Below are 18,188 nucleotides of genomic sequence, written 5' to 3'. Positions count from 1 at the left end.
TGATTTGTTAAGATTTCTTAATCTTCCGGCCGCGCCCCGCGCGCCGCCGCGGCGAAAGGGTGCGCCGGGGAATCGCCCGCGCCCCGATGCAACCTGCCGACGAAAAAGGCCGGGCGCAGCGGCCCGGCCTTCTCCCGATCCGAAGCCCGCGAGGGCCTATTCCGCGGCCACCTTGATGACGGGTTGCATGCGCGCCAGGACGTCTTCGGCGAGGTGGCATTTGATCTGGTGCCCGTCCGCGAGCGTCTTCACCGGCGGCACGTCGCGCTCGCAGAGCCCGCCAGGCACTTCCGATTTCCACCGGCAGCGCGTCTGGAAGGGGCAGCCCGGCGGCGGATCCATCGCCGAGGGGATGTCGCCCTCCAGCACGATGTGCTCCTTCTGGATCGAGGTGTCCGCGATCGGAACCGCCGACAGCAGCGCCTCGGTGTAGGGGTGGTAGGGGGGCGAGAAGACCTGATCGGTGGTGCCGATCTCCACCACGTGGCCGAGGTACATCACCATCACCCGGTCGGAGAGATAGCGCACGATGGACAGATCGTGCGAGATGAACAGAAGCGTCGTCTTGTTCTGGCGCTGGATCTCCATCAGCAGATCCGTCACCGCCGCCTGCACCGAGACGTCGAGCGCGGAAACCGGCTCGTCGGCCACCACGATCTGCGCATCCCCGGCGAAGGCCCGCGCGATGCCCACACGCTGCTTCTGCCCGCCCGAAAGCTGGCGCGGCATGCGGTCCGCGAAGGCGCGCGGCAGTTTCACGAGGTCCAGCAGCTCCAGCATCCGCTGCCTGCGGTCGGCCTCGTTCTTGCCGACCTTGAAGATCTCCAGCGCACGGATGATCTGCCGGCCCACCGTCATCGAGGGGTTGAGCGTGTCAAACGGGTTCTGGAACACCATCTGCACGGTCGAGACCGTCTCCGTGTCGCGCTCCTGGATGGGGATGTTCTGGATCGCGGAGTTGTTGAGCAGCACGTGGCCGTCGGTGGCGGTTTCCAGCCCCATCAGCACCTTGGCGAAGGTGGATTTCCCGCAGCCCGATTCCCCCACGATGGCGAGGGTTTCGGATTCGCGGGCCTCGAAGCTGATCGTCTCGTTGGCCTTCACCACCTTGGTGTTGCCGCCGCCGAACATCGCGTTGGCCGCCACCTCGTAGTATTTCTTCAGATCCTCGATCTTCAGCACCACGTCGCCGACCTCGGCCTTCTCCGTCGTCGTGCCGGCCTGCACGGGGGCGTTCCAGTCTATCTCCTCGAACTTCAGGCAGCGGCTCGCGTGGCGGTCGTTGCCGGGGATCTTGCGCATCGGGATGTCGCCGGCGTTGCAGCGGCCCTCTTCGAAATAGTCGCAGCGCGGGCCGAAGTTGCAGCCCGGCGGGCGTTCGTGGGGCAGGGGGAAGTTGCCGGGGATCGCGACGAGGGGGCGTGCGTTCTTGTCGGCGCCCGGCAAGGGAATGGAGCGGAACAGCGCCTGCGTGTAGGGGTGCTGCATCTGGTCGAAGACATCCCCGATGGAGCCCGTCTCCACCGCCTCGCCCGAATACATCACGCAGATCCTGTCGCAGGTCTCCAGCACGAGGCCGAGGTTGTGGCTGATGAACAGCATCGAGGTGCCGTATTTCTTGCCGAGATCCTTCACCAGGTCCACCACGGCGGCTTCCACCGTCACGTCCAGCGCGGTGGTCGGCTCGTCGAGGATCAGCAGCGACGGCTTGGACATCAGCGCCATGGCGATCACGATGCGCTGCTGCTGGCCGCCCGAAAGCTGGTGCGGGTAGCTGTCGAGCATCCGCTTCGGATCGGGCAGGCGCACGTCCGTCACCACTTCCAGCGCGCGCTTGTAGGCCTCCTCCTTGCTCACGCCCTCATGGATCATCGGCACTTCCATGAGCTGGCGGCCGATCTTCATCGCCGGGTTCAGCGAGGCCATCGGCTCCTGGTAGATCATCGCGATCTCGGAGCCCCGGATGTCGCGCAGCTCCTCGGCGCTCATCTCGTTCAGGTTGCGGCCCTTGAACTTGATCGAACCGCCCACGATGCGCCCGTTCACGCCCAGGTCCTGCATGATCCCCAGCGCCACGGTGGATTTGCCGCAGCCGGATTCGCCCACGAGCCCCATCGCCTCGCCGGGCTGCACCACGCAGGAGAAATCCATCACCGCGGGGATCTCCCGCAGGCGCGTGAAGAAGGAAATCGAGAGGTTCTCGATTTCGAGGATCGGGCCGTCGTAGTCCCATTTTGCCATGTCGTTTCTCCTTTCTCGGAGCGGTCGGGCGGGGCGCTTTGCCCCATCTCCTGACCGGAAGTATCCCGGGGGGCCGGGGGCGGCGCCCCCGGCCTTTTCCTTTTCGCCTAGTCCTTCAGGCTCTCCTCCCGCAGGCCATCGGCCAGCAGGTTCAGCCCCAGAACGAGGCTCATGAGCGCAAGGGCGGGGGCCAGGGCGGGGTGCGGGAAGATCGACAGCAGGCGGCGGCCCGCGTTGATCGTCGTGCCCCAGTCCGGGCTTTCCGGCTCAAGGCCCAGCCCGAAGAAGCCCAGTGTCCCGAGAAGGATCGTGGTGTAGCCGATACGCAGGCAGAAATCGACGATCAGCGGCCCGCGCGCGTTGGGCAGGATCTCCCAGAGCATGATGTACCACGGGCCCTCGCCGCGGGTCTGGGCGGCGGCCACGTAGTCGCGGGTCTGGATGTCCAGCGCCAGCCCGCGCACGATGCGGAACACCGTGGGCGAGTTCACGAACACCACCGACACGAAGACGATCAGGATGTTGGACTGCATGTTGAAGAAGCCGGTGGGATCAGCCCCCCAGGCCGTGCCGAGGTAGACCCAGCCCCCCAGCAGCAGCGTGATGGCAACGAAGACGTTGCGCTTCTGCGGCTGCGTGAAGTAGCGGGAGTTCCACAGCACCACGAGGAAGATGATCGGGAACAGGAAGAGCACCCCGGCCATGTAGGTGGGCAGCCCCGTGGCCACGATCTCCGGCGTCACCAGCAGGTAGAACAGCAGGATCACCGGGAAGGCGAGGATCAGGTTCGCCAGGAACGACAGGAACGTATCCAGCCGCCCGCCGAAATAGCCCGCCGGCAAGCCCAGCGTGATCCCCACCATGAAGGCGAAGAGCGTAGCGAAGGGGGCGATCTGCACCACGATGCGGCTGCCGGCCACCATGCGGCTGAAGACGTCCCGCGCGAGGTTGTCGCCGCCGAGCAGGTAGTATTCGAACCCGGCCGTTCCCTCGGGCACCGGGGTGCCGGGCACCTTGTTCTTCATGCCTGAGACCTGCACCAGCGGGTCATGGGTGATGATGAGGTTGGAGAAGATCGCCGTGAACACCCAGAACATGACGATGCCGAAGCCGATCATGCCGATGGGGCTGTCGAAGAGTTTGCCGTAAAGGCCGAGTTTGCGTTTGTAGATGATCGATGCCGTGAAAAGCACCACCAGCGCGATCCACACCGGCGTGAACTGGATGAACATCTGGCCGATGATCTGGCCCCAGGAAAGCGGTTCCATGTCCAGTCCTCCCTTAAGATACGCGGATGCGCGGGTTGAGGTAAACGTAGCCGATATCGCTGATCAGCTGCGTGACGAGCACGACGAAGACGGCCACGACGGAGCAGCCCAGAAGGAGCTCGATGTCGTTGTTGCCGGCGGCCTGGACGAGTGTCCAGCCGAAGCCCTTGTAGTTGAAGAGCGTCTCCACGATCACCACGCCGTTCAGCAGCCAGGGGAACTGGAGCATGATGACGGTGAAAGGGGCGATCAGCGCGTTGCGCAGGGCGTGTTTCATCACGATGTTGGGGAAGCTCACGCCCTTCAGCCGCGCGGTGCGGATGTATTGGGCCGTCATCACCTCGGTCATCGAGGCCCGCGTCATCCGCGCGATGTAGCCCACGCCGTAGAGCGCGATCGTCACCACCGGCAGGAAGAAGTTCTCGAAGGTGGCGTTGTCCATCGCCGCGGTCGCCGTGCCCTTGAACCACTTGAGCCCGAAGGCCGAGGAGGCGAAGACCGCGATCAGGATCACGCCCGAGACGTATTCCGGCGTCGCGGTGGAGGCGATGGAGAAGGTCGAGAGCGTCCGGTCCAGCTTGCTGCCTTCGCGCATCCCCGCCAGCACCCCGATGATGAGGGCGGAGGGCACCATCAGCACCATCACCCAGAACATCAGCTTGCCGGTGAGCGCGAGCCGCTTGCTCACGATGGTGCCCACCTCGTCCTTGAACACGGTGGAATAGCCCCAATCCCCCTGCAGGATGCCGCAGAAGGTGGGCGCGTCGGCGGCCTCCACCCCGGTGCGGATGCAGCGGCCGGTGACCTTGCCGTCCTCATCGGTGTGGGTGAAGCCGGGCAGGACGCCGAGCCACTGGCCGTATTTCACCGGAATGGGTTCGAGATAGCCCCGGTCCCCGAGCCAGCTTTCGACCTGCGCATCCGTCATGCGCATGTTGCCTTGCGTCTTGGCCAGTTTTTCGAGGTTCGGATAGAGGTTCGTCAGGTAGAAGACGATGAAGGTCAGGCATAGAGCCGTGAGGATCATGACCCCGACACGGCGTAAGATGAACAGTCCCATAGAGATCCCTGTTTTCAGATCGCGGGCGCCATTCTCGGCTGGCGTTGGTGCGGAAGACCCCTGCCTCCCGGCCCGCTGCTTGCACGCCGGGCCACGTCTCCGCGGCCCGGCGCAATCGGTTCAGGCCAGCCCCGCGGGGCCGGCCCGCTGATCAGCCGGCGAAGCCGATCTTGTAGAGCTGCGGCAGGTAGGCGATGTGCATGTCCGCGCCCACGATGCCTTCCTTGTGGTGGCGGTAGAGCGAACGCCAGTAGGGCTGGATCGTCACGCCTTCGTCCACCATGATCTGTTCGATCTTCGCCATCACCTCGCGGCGCTTGTCCACGTCGGCGATCGCGAGGGCTTCGTTCAGCAGGCTGTCGAACTCCTCGTTGGCGAAGCCGGTCTCGTTCCAGGCTTCACCGGAACGGTAGGCCAGCGCCAGCACCTGCACGCCCAGCGGGCGGTGGTTCCAGTTCGTGGAGGAGAACGGGTATTTCGCCCAGTCGTTCCAGAAGGTGGAGCCCGGCAGGATGGTGCGTTTCACCTTGATGCCGGCGTCGCGCAGCTGCGCGGCCACGGCGTCGGTGGTGTTCTTGCGCCAGTCGTCGTCGATGGAGAGAAGCTCGTGCTCGTAGTCGGCCATGCCCGCCTCTTCGAGCAGCTTCATCGCGCCTTCCGGATCGAACACCGGCTGGCCGATGTCGGCGTATTCCGGGTGCACCGGGGCGACGTGGTGGTTCTCGGCGACGACGCCGCGATCCCCGTAGCCCAGTTCGAGGCAGACGGCGTTGTTGCAGGCCATGGCCAGGGCGCGGCGCACGCGCTTGTCGGCGTAGGGCTTCATGCCGTCCACTTCGGCCAGCTGGTTGGGCCGCACGACGATGGTGGCGCCGGTCACGATCTCGGAGCGGACCCAGCCGATGCCGTCCATGATGTCGATGAAATCACCGACGGTTTCATAGAGCATGTCCACCTCGTCGGCTTCGGCCGCGGCCAGCCAGGAGGAGGGGTCGGTGCCGAAATCGATCATCTCGATGCGGTCGAGGTAGGCGCCGCCGATGGTGTCGGCGCCCCACCAGGCGTGATCGGTGTTCTTCACCAGCACGCCCTTCACGCCCACTTCCAGCGATTCCGGCAGGTAGGGGCCGGTGCCGACGGGGTTGCTGAGCATGTCGTCGGGGTTGTGCGAGCTGTGCACGATGGCGGCCGGGTAGTCGGCCATGCCCGGAATGATCGAAATGTCGGGGTTGGGCAGCTTCAGCTTCACGGTGTGGCTGTCCACCACCTCGATCGCGCCTTCGATGGCCTTGCCGGTGTCGGCGTCGATCAGCGTGGCCATGCGGCCGGCCATGGAGTTGCCTTCCACGTCCTTCTCGCACCAGAGCGCGATGTTGCGGGCCACGTCCTCGGCGGTGAAATCATCGCCGTTGTTCCATTTCACGCCCTTGCGCACGTTCAGCGTGTATTCGGTGGCGTCGTCGTTGACGTCCCAGCTTTCCAGCAGCATGCCCTTGAACGTGCCGTCGGAGTTGTATTCCACCAGGTATTCCAGCCAGCCGGAGGTGAACCAGGCGATCTGGGTCCAGTCGTAGGTGCGCGGATCCTTGAGGGCGCGCACTTCGATCTGGATGCGCAGGGTGCCGCCGGGCTGGGCCATTGCACGGGCCTCGCTCGGCGCAACCAGGCCGATGGCCCCGTAGGCTGCGGCGGCCGAGGCACCGAGCGCGGAGGAGCGCGCAAGGAATTCGCGGCGGCTCAGCTGGCCGGCCTTGAATTCCTTGGCGTACATCTCGACGGCCGGGTGCAACGGCTTTGTTGTTTGGGTGGATTTCGTCATCTTGTTCTCCCTGTGGCACGTGTCGCGCCGTTCTTGTCTGCGGAAGGGTTCCGGCCATCTGCGCAGCCGCTGTTCGTGAGTGGGTGGCCGGGCGCAACATCGGGTCCTTCCGGAGCTTCATTCGGCAACAGAATTGCGCCCGCGTCAATGAGCGCAATCGGCGTATCCCGTAAAAAAAACGACATCATGAGGCCACGATTGCGACATTCGGCGCGCGGGGGCAAGCGGGTTTTCGGCCCGGCGCTCACGCGATGGTGGCAGGCGTCCGGGCGGGCGAAGCCGCCGGGCGCAAGCCGCGGCCCTTGTGTCTCAGGCCTTCGGGCCGCCAGCGGAGGTGCTGCGGAAAGAGGAGGGCGTGCGCCCGGTGTGGTGCTGGAAGGCGCGGGTGAAATAGGCGGCCGAGGTGAAGCCGAGCGAGGCGGCGACATCCTTGATCGGGGTGTCCGTCTCCTCCAGCAGGCGGCGGGCCTCGAAGATCACGCGATCAGTGAGCAACGCGGAGGCGGGGCGCCCGCAGGCCTTCTTGCAGACGCGCGTCAGATGCGTGGGCGTCACCCCGAGCGCGGCGGCGTAATCGGCCACCGTCTTGTGGGAGCGGAACTCCGCCTCGACCATCTCGGTGTAGCGCTGAAGCAGGCGCACGGCGGCATCCGGCGAAGGGGCGTCGGCCTCGTGCAGCAGGATCTGCCGCTTGAGCCAGACGGCGATCAGCCCGGCGTGATGGTGGGTGGCGCGCAGCCGCTCCGGGCGGTTGCCCTCAAGCTCGCGCTGCAGGCCGTCCAGCAGCGCGCTCAGTTCCGTCTGGGAGGCGGCGTCCCGGATCCGCAGGTGCACGGGGGCGGTGGGCAGGGGCAGCATGCTTTCGCGCGGGATCGACATGGCGGTGCCGAACACGCTGCCCGACATCTCGAAGCCGTGCATGGTGTTGGCGGGGATGAAAACGGCGTTGTGGGCGCCGTAGCCGCGGGTCACACCGGCGACGGTGATCCGGCCCTGGCCGCGGGTGAACCAAAGGAGCTGGTCGCGCGAATAGCTGCGCATGGCCTCCACCCGCCATTTGCCGCCCTGTGCGAGGCGCGGAATGGGCGTGAGCCGGATCTCGGGCAATCTCTGCTGGGTCAAGTCCATGGAACAATCGCACATACTGGTCAAAAGATGCGGCACCATACACGGTTCGCCGTGAAAATCGTGCAAAAAATGCAAGCGGCGCGGCGCTCGAGGGGCACAGGGCGCGCGCGGATGTGGGGATTCGGAAAGCGGCGTCAGGCCGGGCCGGTGGCGGCGGGCAGGGCCAGAGGGTGCCACTGCGCCATCTTGGAGCGGAACCAGGTGCGCTGCCGCTTGGCATATTGGCGCGAGGCCAGCTTGGCGGCGGCGACGGCCTCGGGCAGCGTCATCTCGCCGTTCAAATGGGCGATCAGCTCCGCGGCGCCGATGGCCCTGGAGGACAGCCGCGCCGGATCCCAGCCGGGGCGCATCGCCTCGGCCTCGGCCAGCGCGCCCATCTCCATCATCATGTCGAACCGGCGGTCGATGCGCGCGTTCAGCCAGTCGCGCTCCACCCGCATCACGATCGGGAAGGTGTCCTGCAGCGGCAGCAGGGGCGGGGGGGTGTCGGCCTGCCACTCGGCCAGCCCGCGCCCCGTGGCGCGCAGCACTTCCCAGGCGCGCTGCACGCGCATCGGGTTGAGCGGATCGATCCTGGCACGGGTCGCGGCGTCCAGTTCCGCCAGCATCCCGGCCACGCCGCCCGCAATGCGGCGTGCGTCTGCCTCGGCGCGCACCTGCGCCGGGGTCTCCGGGATCTCGGCCAGGCCGCGCGTCAGGGCCTCGAAATAGAGACCGGTGCCGCCGACGATGATCGGGCGCGCCGCGCCGCGCAGGATGGGGGCGAGGTCGCGCAGCCAGTGGCCGACGGAATAAGCCTCGGTGTGGGGCACGTGGCCGTAGAGTTCGTGGCGCGCGCGGGCGAGATCCTCGGCCGGGGGGCGGGCGGTGAGGATGTGCCAGCCGTCGTAGACCTGGAGCGCATCGGCGTTCACGATCACCCCGCCGTCGCGTTCGGCGATGGCCAGCGCGAGCGCGCTCTTGCCCGAGGCGGTGGGCCCGGCGATCAGGACGGGGGCCTGCCGCGGGATCGTGGGCAGGCGATCGAGCCAGGCCGCGCTCATCGCGCGCCACCTTGCCGCGCGGCGGGCCGGCGCCCGTTCGTCCGGGCTTTCGATCTTTCTGCGTTGAACATGCCGCTGTTTTCCGACATTTTGCGGCAAAGGCAATCAGGAATTCGGTGGATCACACGAATGAGCGACGAGAACGCGCCCACACCCGCCCCGACCTTCAACCGCGTCATGCTGAAAATCTCCGGCGAGGCCCTCATGGGGGATCAGGGCTTCGGCCTGCATCCGCCCACCGTGCAGCGCATCGCCCGCGAGGTGAAGAGCGTTCAGGAGATGGGCGTCGAGATCTGCATGGTGATCGGCGGGGGCAACATCTTCCGCGGGCTCGCGGGCTCGGCACAGGGCATGGAGCGCACCACGGCGGACTACATGGGCATGCTGGCCACGGTGATGAACGCGCTGGCGATGCAGAGCGCGCTGGAGGGCATGGGGGTGTTCACCCGCGTCATCAGCGCCATCCGCATGGACGAGGTGGCGGAGCCCTACATCCGCCGCCGCGCCGTGCGCCACCTGGAGAAGAAGCGGGTCTGCATCTTCGCCGCCGGCACCGGCAACCCCTATTTCACCACCGACACCGCCGCCACCCTGCGCGCCAACGAGATGAGCTGCGAGGCGATCTTCAAGGGCACCAAGGTGGACGGCGTCTACGACAAGGATCCGGTGAAGCACGCGGACGCCGTGCGCTACGACACCGTGAGCTACGATGACGTGCTGGCCAAGCGGCTGGGGGTGATGGACGCGTCCGCCATCGCTCTGGCGCGCGACAACAACCTGCCGATCATCGTCTTTTCCCTGGATGAGCCGGGCGGGTTCCGCGGCATCCTCTCGGGCCAGGGCACCTATACAAGGGTGCAGGGTTGAGCGTAACATCTGCCCGCGGGCAGCGTGATTGAACGATACAGAGAAAAGAAGAACTGACATGTCCGAAGAAGACCTAGACATCGATCTCGACGATCTGCAGCGCCGGATGGACGGTGCCATGGCCGCGCTGCGCACCGAGTTCGCCTCCCTGCGCACGGGCCGTGCCTCGGCGGCGATGCTGGAGCCGGTGATGGTGGAGGCCTACGGCCAGCGCACCCCGATCAACCAGGTCGGCACGATCAACGTGCCCGAGCCGCGCATGGTGACGATCAACGTGTGGGACAAGTCCATGGTCGGCAAGGTCGAGAAAGCGATCCGCGAAAGCGGCCTCGGCATCAACCCGCAGCTCAACGGCACCATCATCATGCTGCCGATCCCGGAGCTGAACGAGGAGCGCCGCCGCGAACTGACCCGCGTGGCCGCCCAATATGCCGAACACGCCCGCGTCGCCATCCGCAACGTGCGCCGCGACGGCATGGACCAGCTCAAGAAGGCCAAGGCCGCCGGCATGAGCGAGGACGAACAGAAGATCTGGTCCGACGAGATCCAGGAGCTGACCGACAAGGCGATTGCCGCCGTCGACAAGGCGCTCGAGACCAAGCAAGAAGAGATCATGCAGGTCTGAGGCCTGCGTGATCTGATTTGAAAGGAAGATATTTTGACATCGGATTCGGCGGGAAGAGCGACCCATGTCGCCATCATCATGGATGGCAACGGGCGCTGGGCGAAGCAGCGGGGCAAGCCCCGCCTTTTCGGCCATCACGCGGGCGCCAAACGGGTGCGCGAGATCGTGGAGGCCTGCCCGAAGTACGGTGTCAAATATCTGACGATCTTCGGCTTCTCCACGGAGAACTGGAAACGCACCCAAACCGAGGTCGCGGGGCTGATGTCGCTCTTCAGGATGTATATCCGCAAGGAGGCGCGCGAGCTGAAGCGGCAGGGGGTCCGGGTGCGCTTCATCGGCGATCGCATCAAGCTGGACAAGAAGCTGCGCGACCTGATGGACGAGCTGGAAGCGCTCACCGAGGACAACGACAAGACCCATCTCACCATCGCGCTGAACTACGGCGGCCGCGACGAGGTGGCGCGCGCCACCCAGCGGCTTGCCGAAGAGGTGGCCGCCGGGCGGCTGAAGCCCGAAGACGTGGATGAAGAAACGCTGCCAAGGTTCCTTGATACCTGCGTTCTTCCCGATCCGGACCTGGTGATCCGCACCAGCGGCGAGGCCCGGATCTCCAACTTCCTGCTCTGGCAGTCGGCCTATTCGGAATACGAGTTCATCGATACGCTCTGGCCCGATTTCAGCGAGGCGGTCTTCGCCGAGGTGCTGGCCGGTTTCGGCAGCCGCGAGCGCCGCTTCGGAGGCGTCAAGGCATGAGCAGCCTGTCGCGCTGGGACGATCTCGCACCGCGGCTGATGTCGGCGGCGGTGATGCTGGCGGTGGGTGCGCTGGCGGTGGCGCTGGGCGGGTTGCCCTTCCTGATCCTCTGCGCCCTGATCGGCGCAGGGATGGTGTGGGAGCTTTCGCGCATGATCGCGCCGCAGGAGAAGGGGCTGGCGCTGGCGCTGGCCGCGGCGGCCGCGCTCGCCGTGCTGCTGGCGCGGCTTGCGCCGGGCGGAACGGGCCTCGCGATGCTGCTGCTTCCTTCCGTGCTCGGCGGCTGGCGCCTGCCGCGCAACCGGGCCGTCTTCGCCGCCTTCGCGCTGGCCATCGGGCTGGCGACCTTCGGGCTTTCCCATTTCCGCGATGCCTCGGGGCCGGGGATCATCCTCTGGCTGCTGCTGGTGGTGATCGCCACCGACGTCTTCGGCTATTTCGCCGGCAAATCCCTCGGCGGTCCGAAGTTCTGGCCGGCCGTGAGCCCGAAGAAAACATGGTCGGGCACCGCGGCGGGCTGGCTGGCGGCGGGCGCCGTCGGCTTCGTGTTCAGCCTGCTGACGCCGGCCGGCCCCGGCCTCGTGCTGCTGTCGATGCTCGTCTCTTTCGCCGGGCAGATGGGCGACATCGCCGAAAGCGCCGTGAAGCGGCGGCTCGGCGTGAAGGATTCCTCCAACCTGATCCCCGGCCACGGCGGCCTGTTCGACCGCTTCGACGCGATCCTCGGCGCCACGCTCTTCATGCTCTTGATTTCCCTCTTCGTTTCCGTTCCCCAGGTCAGCCCCTGATGCGACGCATTTCCGTTTTCGGTGCAACCGGCTCGATCGGTCGGAACACGCTTGATCTGGTGGCGCGCGCGCCGCGCGGCAGCTATGACGTGGTGGCCCTGACGGGCGGCGCCAACATCGCGCGGCTCGCCGCCGATGCCCGCCGCTTCAATGCCGAGATCGCCGTCACCGCCTATCCCGAGAAACTGGACGCGCTGCGCGACGCTCTCGCAGGCAGCGGCGTGGAGGCCGCCGCCGGCCCCGAGGCACTGCGCGAGGCGGCGGCGCGCCCGGCGGACTGGGTGATGAGCGCCATCGTCGGCGCCGCCGGGCTCGAGCCCGGCCTCGAGGCCGCGAAGACGGGCGCGACGCTGGCGCTGGCCAACAAGGAAAGCCTCGTCTGCGCCGGCCCGCTGCTGATCGAGACCGCGCGCGCGGCCGGCAGCACCATCCTGCCGGTGGACAGCGAGCATTCCGCCGTGTTCCAGGCGCTGGTGGGCGAAGACGTCGCCCGCGTGGAGCGGCTCATCATCACCGCCTCCGGCGGCGCCTTCCGGGACTGGCCGCTGGAGAAACTGGCCACCGCGACGGTGGCGCAGGCCTCCTCCCACCCCAACTGGGACATGGGGCAGCGTATTACGATCGATTCCGCTTCCATGTTCAACAAGGCGCTGGAACTGATTGAGGCAAAAGAGTTTTTCGGCATCGCTCCGGAGAAGATCGAAGCGCTCGTCCACCCGGAATCGCTGGTGCACGCGCTCGTGGGCTTCTGCGACGGCGGGCTGATGGCCCACGTTGGCCCGCCCGACATGCGCCACGCCATCGGCTACGCGCTGCACTGGCCCGACCGCGGCCCGGTGCCCGTGGAGCGGCTGGACCTGGCCGCCATCGGCCGGTTCACCTTCCGCGCGCCGGAAGCCGCCCGCTACCCGGCGCTGGCTCTGGCGCGGCGGGTGATGGAGCAGGGCGGCCTGAGCGGTGCTGTCTTCAACGCCGCGAAGGAAGAGGCGCTCACCGCCTTCATCGAGAACCGGATCGGGTTCCTGCAGATGGCGGAGGTCGTGGAGCGGGTGCTCGACGCAGTTTCGGCCCGCGAAGATCTTGAGAATGCCGTGATCAGCCTTGATAACGTGCGGGCAGCGGACCATCTCGCTCGTCAAACGGCAGCAGAAACGATCGCCCGGGCGGTCGCATAAGGAACAACAGTGGATATTCTCGGCCTGATCCCGTCTTTCGGCAACATCATCTTCACGCTCGCCGCCTTCGTCATCGCGCTGTCGGTGATCGTGGCCATCCATGAATACGGCCACTACATCGTGGGGCGCTGGAGCGGCATCCACGCCGAAGTGTTCTCGATCGGCTTCGGGCCGGTGATCTGGTCGCGGATGGACAAGCGCGGCACGCGCTGGCAGATCGCCGCGCTGCCGCTCGGCGGGTTCGTGAAGTTCCTCGGCGATGCGGACGCGGCCTCGGCCGGGGTCGACAAGGCGGCCATGGCCGAGTTGGGCGAGGACGCCGAGGCCCTGCGCCACACCATGCACGGCGCGCCGCTCTGGGCGCGGGCGGCCACGGTTGCGGCCGGGCCGATCTTCAATTTCGTGCTGTCGATCATCGTCTTCGCCGGGCTGGCGCTCTGGCAGGGGCAGGTGCGCGAGCCGCTCACGGTGCAGCAGCTTCTGCCGCACCCGGTGGCCGAGGGCGCCTTCGAACCGGGCGACGAGATCCTCGCCATCGAAGGCCGGCCCTTCGGCGCGCTCGCCGAGTTCCGCGACGTGGTGGAGGGCCTGCCGCTCAAGCCCGAGATGGCCTATGACATCCGCCGTGACGGCGCGGGGCTGACGGTGACCGGCCCCTATCCCTATCCCTCGCATGCCGTGGCCGTGCAGCCGGGCTCCGCTGCGGAAGCGGCCGGGGTTCTGCCCGGCGACGTGATCACCGCCGTGGACGGGCAGCCCGTCTTCGCCTTCGAGCAACTGCGCAGCTACGTGGGCGACTCCGACGGCTCGCCGGTGACGCTGACGATCTGGCGCGCGGGCGAGGAACTCAAGCTGACGATGGCACCCAAGCGCGTGGACCTGCCGCTCGCGGAAGGCGGCTTCGAGACCCGCTGGCTGATCGGCATCACGGGCGGGCTGTTCTTCGAGCCGCAATCGGTGGGGCGGGGGGTGATCTCCTCGCTGGACTACGGCGTGGCCCAGACCGGTTTCATCATCCGCTCCTCGCTCTCCGGGCTCTACCACGTCATCACCGGCGCGATCAGCAGTTGCAACCTCTCCGGCCCCATCGGCATCGCCGAGACGTCCGGTGCCGCGGCCAGCCAGGGGCTCAACAGCTTCATCTTCTTCATCGCGGTGCTCTCCACCGCGGTCGGCCTGCTCAACCTCTTCCCGATTCCCATTCTCGACGGCGGGCACCTCGTGTTCTTCGCCTACGAGGCCGTCTCCGGGCGCGCGCCCAGCGAGAAGGCATTGCGCGTGATGATGATGGCGGGGCTTGCGATCATGCTGAGCCTGATGCTCTTCGCCCTGTCCAACGATCTGTTCTGCCCCTGACAGGGGGCGGCGCTTGGGGCTGCGGGGCGGTCTGCCCCATTGGTGCCACATTCCGTTGTTAAGCTGAAGGCGAACGAAAACGAAAACGGCTGACTGGAGGCTGTCATGGACACCGTGCGTGAGGGATATCGGGGGCTTGCCCTGATCCTGAACCTCAACTGGGATCGCATTCTCTACCCGGCGACGATCGCGCTGGCGCTCTTTGCGGGCGCCTACCTCGGATCGCTGGCTTTCCCGGCCCACTGAACCCGCGCGGTTTCCGGCGCGGGCACGCAGGCCGCGCCCCGGCGTCACACCGCTTTCCTCGACCCCCGGGCGAAATCCGCCGCGGGGGTTTTCTGCCTTTTGACATAAGGCCCCCGAGCCATTAATCCGTTGGGTGAGGGATCAAAAAAACGGAACGAGGAAAATGGGCAGCGCCACATCCGGCCGCATCGGTCGATTTGCAACTGCGACGCGCCAGGCAGCAGCGTTCGTATTCACGATTTTTATGTTTGTTTTCCTTCTGGTTCCGGGGGGCGCCAGCGCCCAGACCTACCAGTTCAACACCATCCAGGTGGAAGGCAACCAGCGCATCGAGAGCGCCACCATCCAGACCTACGCGGGAATCGCCGCCGGCCAGCCGGTCGACGTGGCGCAGCTGAACGACGCCTACCAGCGCATCCTCGCCTCCGGCCTGTTCGAAACCGTGGTGATCGAGCCGCGCGGCGGCACGCTCTACATCGAGGTGGAGGAGTATCCCACGATCAACCGGATCTCCATCGAGGGCAACAAGCGCTTGAAGGACGAAGATCTGCTCAACGTCGTCTCCTCGCAGCCGCGCCGCGTCTACAGCCCCGCCACCGTTGAAGCCGACGCCCAGCTTCTGGCCCAGGCCTACAACATCGCCGGCCGCTCCGCCGCCTCCGTGACGCCCAAGATCATCAAGCGCTCCGACAACCGCGTGGATGTCGTCTTCGAGATCGCCGAAGGGGGCGTCTCCGAGATCGAGCGCCTGTCCTTCGTGGGCAACCGCGCCTTCTCCGATCGCCGCCTGCGCCGGGTTCTGGAAACCAAGCAGGCCGGCTACCTGCGCCGCTTCATCCGTGCCGACAGCTTCGTGCAGGACCGGCTCGAAGTGGACAAGCAGCTGCTGACCGATTTCTACCAGTCCCGCGGTTTCGTCGATTTCCAGGTGCTTTCCGTCACCAGCGAGGTCTCCCGCGAGCGCGACGGCTACTTCGTGACCTTCAACATCCGCGAGGGCCAGAGCTTCAAGATCGGCGAGGTGACCGTGGTTTCGGATCTGCCGGAGGTGGACGCCGCCGCATTCGTCGGTGCCAACAAGCTGCGCACCGGTCAGACCTATTCACCCACCCGCGTGGACAACAGCGTCCGCCGCCTTGAGAACAAGGCGCTTCAGGACGGGCTGAACTTCATCCGCGTCGATCCGCGCATCACCCGCAACGATCGGGATCTGACGCTGGACATCGAGCTAGCGCTGGTGCGCGGCCCGCGGATCTTCGTCGAGCGGATCGACATCGAGGGCAACACCACCACGCTGGACCGCGTGATCCGCCGCCAGTTCAAGACGGTGGAGGGCGATCCCTTCAACCCGCGCGAGATCCGCGAGAGCGCCGAGCGCATCCGCGCGCTCGGGTTCTTCGAGGAAGCCGAGGTGAACACCCGCGAAGGCACCGCCTCCGACCGCGTGATCGTGGACGTGGACGTTGTGGAGCAGCCCACCGGCTCGCTGACGCTGGGCGCCAGCTACGGCATCGACTCCGGTCTTGGCCTGACGCTGGGCTTCTCCGAAAGCAACTTCCTCGGGCGCGGGCAGTTCTTCTCGCTTCAGGTCGGCAGTGGCTCCGACAACGTGTCCTCGGCCTTCCGCTTCTCCGAACCGGCGCTGCTTGGGCGGGATCTGGCGCTCGGCCTGAGCGCCTTCTACAAGGAAACGAACTACGACAACGCCTTCTACGACACGCTGAGCCTCGGCATCTCGCCCGACATCACCTTCCCGATCAGCGAGAACGGCCGTCTGAGCCTGCGCTACCAGTGGTCGCGGGAAGATCTTTCCAACGTCTCCGCCGACTCCTCCGCCATCCTGAAGGCCGAGGAAGGCTCGTTGGACCGCTCCGCGATCGGCTACACCTACTCCTACGATTCCCGCCGCGCCGGGCTGAACCCGAACGCCGGCGTCGTCCTCCGCTTCCGCCAGGACATCGCGGGCTTCGGCGGCGACGCCCGCTACCTGCGCACCGAGGCGCTTGCCGGCGCGGAGACGAAGATCCTCAGCGAGGAAGTCACCGTCCGCGCGATCTTCGAAGGCGGCATGATCAACATGCAGAAGGGCACCTCCCGCGCGACGGACCGCTTCTTCCTGAACCGGATGCGCGGCTTCTCCACCAACGGGCTCGGCCCGCGGGATCTGAACGCCGCCAACGAGGACGCCCTCGGCGGCAACATGTTCGCGCTGGCGCGTTTCGAGGCGGATTTCCCCCTCGGCCTGCCCGAGGAATACGGTATCACCGGCGGTCTGTTCATGGATGTGGGTTCGGTCTGGAGCCTCGACAACGTGGCCGGCGGCCCGCAGACGGGCTGCACCGTGGCCGATTGCACCGTGGACGACTCGCTGAACCTGCGCGCCGTGATCGGCTTCGCCCTGTTCTGGGATACGCCCATCGGCCCGCTGCGCTTCAACTTCACCCACGCGCTGAAGAAGGAAGTCTATGACAAGGATCGTTCCTTCGACCTGACGATCTCCACGACCTTCTGATGAAGAGATCGAAGAAGCTGCACCGGCTGGGCGGGGCGGTGGTGGCGCTGGCGCTGCTGGCGCCGGTCGCTGGCCCCGCCGTGGCGCAATCGCTCGGGGTGCCGGTCGGCCAGCCGCCGGCCAGCGCGATCCTGACCATCGACCAGGAGGCGCTGTTCGCCAGTTCGCTCTTCGGCCAGCGCGTGCAGCGCGAGGCCGAGGAGGCGGCACGGGAGCTGAGCGAGGAAAACAGCGTGATCCAGCGCGCGCTGGAGGCGGAGGAGCTGCAACTCACCCGGCAACGCTCCCAGATGGATCCCGAAGCCTTCCGCGCCCTTGCCGACGCCTTCGACACCAAGGTGCAGGAAACCCGCGCCCTGCAGGAGCAGAAATCCCGCGACATCGCCCGCACGGTGGAACTGGAGCGCCAGCAGTTCCTGCAACGGGCGCTGCCCGCGCTCTCCGACATCGTGCGCGAACGCAATGCCGTGGCCATCCTCGAAATCGGTTCGGTTTTCCTCAGCGCGGAATCGATCGACGTGACCCGCGAGGCCGTGGCCCGGATCAACGCCGACATCGGCGACGGCACGGTGGAGCCTTCCGAGAACGCCGCCCCCGTGCCGCGCCCCGTGCCCGGGGGCGAAGCCGCGCAGGAGAGCGGTGGCGGGAGCACCGATGCGCAAGGCCAGGCCCCGGCGCCGGGGCAGGAGGGCGCGCAGGACTGAGCCGGCCCGCGCCGCCGGCCCCGCCTGCGCTTGTGCGCCCGTCATCGAGTTGATACTCCGGTAGAAAGCCGCGGCACCGCCCGCGCACCGATCCGCAGGCCCGCCCAGGTGTCCTGCCAGCAAGAAAGAGAACACGCGCCATGACAGACCCGGTGACCCACGCCGATCTCGACCTGATCCAACGCATCATCCCGCACCGCTACCCCTTCCTGCTGGTGGACAAGGTGCGCGACATCAAGGACGGCAAATCGGCCGTCGGCATCAAGAACGTCACCTTCAACGAGCCCCATTTCCAGGGCCATTTCCCGGGGGCGCCGATCATGCCGGGCGTGACGATCGTCGAGGCGATGGCGCAGACCGCCGCCGTGATGGTGGGGGCGCATCTCGGCCTCGCCGACAAGAACATGCTCGTCTATTTCATGTCGATCGACGGCTGCAAGTTCCGCCGCAAGGTGGTGCCGGGCGACGTGCTGGAACTGCATGTCGAGGTCACCAAGGAGCGCCGCAAGATCTACAAGTTCCGCGGGGAAGCCTTCGTGGAAGGGGAACTGGCCGCCGAGGCCGAGTTCACCGCGATGATGGATCTGCCGCAGGAATAAGGCC

The 18,188-nt window shown here is 66.7% G+C and carries 16 protein-coding genes; 10 read left to right on the top strand and 6 right to left on the bottom strand.

Going from position 1 to position 18,188, the window contains the following annotated elements; translation table 11 throughout:
* Positions 1 to 156 precede the first annotated feature (156 nt).
* The 6 genes from PSA7680_RS08045 to miaA all read right to left on the bottom strand — a co-directional run bounded on the left by PSA7680_RS08045 (position 157) and on the right by miaA (position 8,559).
* Positions 157 to 2,241: a dipeptide ABC transporter ATP-binding protein gene (locus PSA7680_RS08045; RefSeq protein ID WP_085868186.1), complete on the bottom strand. Its 2,085-nt coding sequence runs from the start codon at positions 2,239 to 2,241 to the stop codon at positions 157 to 159.
* A 107-nt stretch (positions 2,242 to 2,348) separates the two neighbouring features.
* Positions 2,349 to 3,509 carry an ABC transporter permease gene (locus PSA7680_RS08040; RefSeq protein WP_085868185.1) on the bottom strand — a complete coding sequence of 387 codons (1,161 nt, stop codon included), beginning with the start codon at positions 3,507 to 3,509 and terminating at the stop codon, positions 2,349 to 2,351.
* Positions 3,510 to 3,522: 13 nt separating this feature from the next.
* Positions 3,523 to 4,569 (bottom strand): ABC transporter permease, encoded by a 1,047-nt coding sequence (locus PSA7680_RS08035; RefSeq protein WP_085868183.1) that lies wholly within the window; start codon positions 4,567 to 4,569, stop codon positions 3,523 to 3,525.
* A 151-nt stretch (positions 4,570 to 4,720) separates the two neighbouring features.
* Positions 4,721 to 6,388: an ABC transporter substrate-binding protein gene (locus PSA7680_RS08030; protein WP_085868181.1), complete on the bottom strand. Its 1,668-nt coding sequence runs from the start codon at positions 6,386 to 6,388 to the stop codon at positions 4,721 to 4,723.
* A gap of 309 nt (positions 6,389 to 6,697) precedes the next feature.
* Positions 6,698 to 7,516 carry an AraC family transcriptional regulator gene (locus PSA7680_RS08025; RefSeq protein WP_085868180.1) on the bottom strand — a complete coding sequence of 273 codons (819 nt, stop codon included), beginning with the start codon at positions 7,514 to 7,516 and terminating at the stop codon, positions 6,698 to 6,700.
* Between the two features lie 134 nt (positions 7,517 to 7,650).
* Entirely contained in the window at positions 7,651 to 8,559 is a 909-nt protein-coding gene (gene miaA, locus PSA7680_RS08020) for a tRNA (adenosine(37)-N6)-dimethylallyltransferase MiaA (protein ID WP_085868178.1), read from the bottom strand.
* A gap of 129 nt (positions 8,560 to 8,688) precedes the next feature.
* On the opposite strand from miaA, the gene pyrH reads away from it, so the two are divergent.
* The 10 genes from pyrH to fabZ all read left to right on the top strand — a co-directional run bounded on the left by pyrH (position 8,689) and on the right by fabZ (position 18,184).
* Positions 8,689 to 9,426, top strand: coding sequence for a UMP kinase (pyrH, locus tag PSA7680_RS08015; protein ID WP_085868176.1), 738 nt, complete (start codon positions 8,689 to 8,691; stop codon positions 9,424 to 9,426).
* Positions 9,427 to 9,484: 58 nt separating this feature from the next.
* On the top strand, positions 9,485 to 10,051 hold the full coding sequence (gene frr / locus PSA7680_RS08010; protein WP_085868174.1) for a ribosome recycling factor: 567 nt from the start codon (positions 9,485 to 9,487) through the stop codon (positions 10,049 to 10,051).
* A gap of 33 nt (positions 10,052 to 10,084) precedes the next feature.
* Positions 10,085 to 10,804 carry a polyprenyl diphosphate synthase gene (gene uppS, locus PSA7680_RS08005; protein ID WP_370738541.1) on the top strand — a complete coding sequence of 240 codons (720 nt, stop codon included), beginning with the start codon at positions 10,085 to 10,087 and terminating at the stop codon, positions 10,802 to 10,804.
* The gene (locus PSA7680_RS08000; protein ID WP_085868171.1) at positions 10,801 to 11,592 is read left to right on the top strand and encodes a phosphatidate cytidylyltransferase; all 792 of its coding nucleotides are present in this window, start codon (positions 10,801 to 10,803) and stop codon (positions 11,590 to 11,592) included. Before uppS ends, PSA7680_RS08000 begins: the two co-directional genes overlap by 4 nt.
* Complete coding sequence (gene dxr / locus PSA7680_RS07995) at positions 11,592 to 12,767, top strand: 1-deoxy-D-xylulose-5-phosphate reductoisomerase (RefSeq protein WP_085868170.1); 1,176 nt, start codon at positions 11,592 to 11,594, stop codon at positions 12,765 to 12,767. Before PSA7680_RS08000 ends, dxr begins: the two co-directional genes overlap by 1 nt.
* Positions 12,768 to 12,776: 9 nt before the next feature.
* Positions 12,777 to 14,123: an RIP metalloprotease RseP gene (gene rseP / locus PSA7680_RS07990; protein ID WP_085868169.1), complete on the top strand. Its 1,347-nt coding sequence runs from the start codon at positions 12,777 to 12,779 to the stop codon at positions 14,121 to 14,123.
* A gap of 105 nt (positions 14,124 to 14,228) precedes the next feature.
* Positions 14,229 to 14,369 carry a hypothetical protein gene (locus PSA7680_RS18705; RefSeq protein ID WP_176244099.1) on the top strand — a complete coding sequence of 47 codons (141 nt, stop codon included), beginning with the start codon at positions 14,229 to 14,231 and terminating at the stop codon, positions 14,367 to 14,369.
* Between the two features lie 163 nt (positions 14,370 to 14,532).
* Complete coding sequence (gene bamA, locus PSA7680_RS07985; protein WP_139838584.1) at positions 14,533 to 16,881, top strand: outer membrane protein assembly factor BamA; 2,349 nt, start codon at positions 14,533 to 14,535, stop codon at positions 16,879 to 16,881.
* Positions 16,881 to 17,585 (top strand): OmpH/Skp family outer membrane protein, encoded by a 705-nt coding sequence (locus PSA7680_RS07980; protein WP_085868167.1) that lies wholly within the window; start codon positions 16,881 to 16,883, stop codon positions 17,583 to 17,585. The genes bamA and PSA7680_RS07980 overlap by 1 nt, the downstream gene beginning before the upstream one ends.
* A 140-nt stretch (positions 17,586 to 17,725) precedes the next feature.
* On the top strand, positions 17,726 to 18,184 hold the full coding sequence (gene fabZ, locus PSA7680_RS07975; RefSeq protein WP_085868166.1) for a 3-hydroxyacyl-ACP dehydratase FabZ: 459 nt from the start codon (positions 17,726 to 17,728) through the stop codon (positions 18,182 to 18,184).
* The last annotated feature ends 4 nt before the right edge of the window (positions 18,185 to 18,188 follow it).

This window comes from Pseudoruegeria aquimaris, from assembly GCF_900172235.1.
Lineage (GTDB): Bacteria > Pseudomonadota > Alphaproteobacteria > Rhodobacterales > Rhodobacteraceae > Pseudoruegeria > Pseudoruegeria aquimaris.
This window is presented reverse-complemented; position numbering and strand designations above follow the sequence as displayed.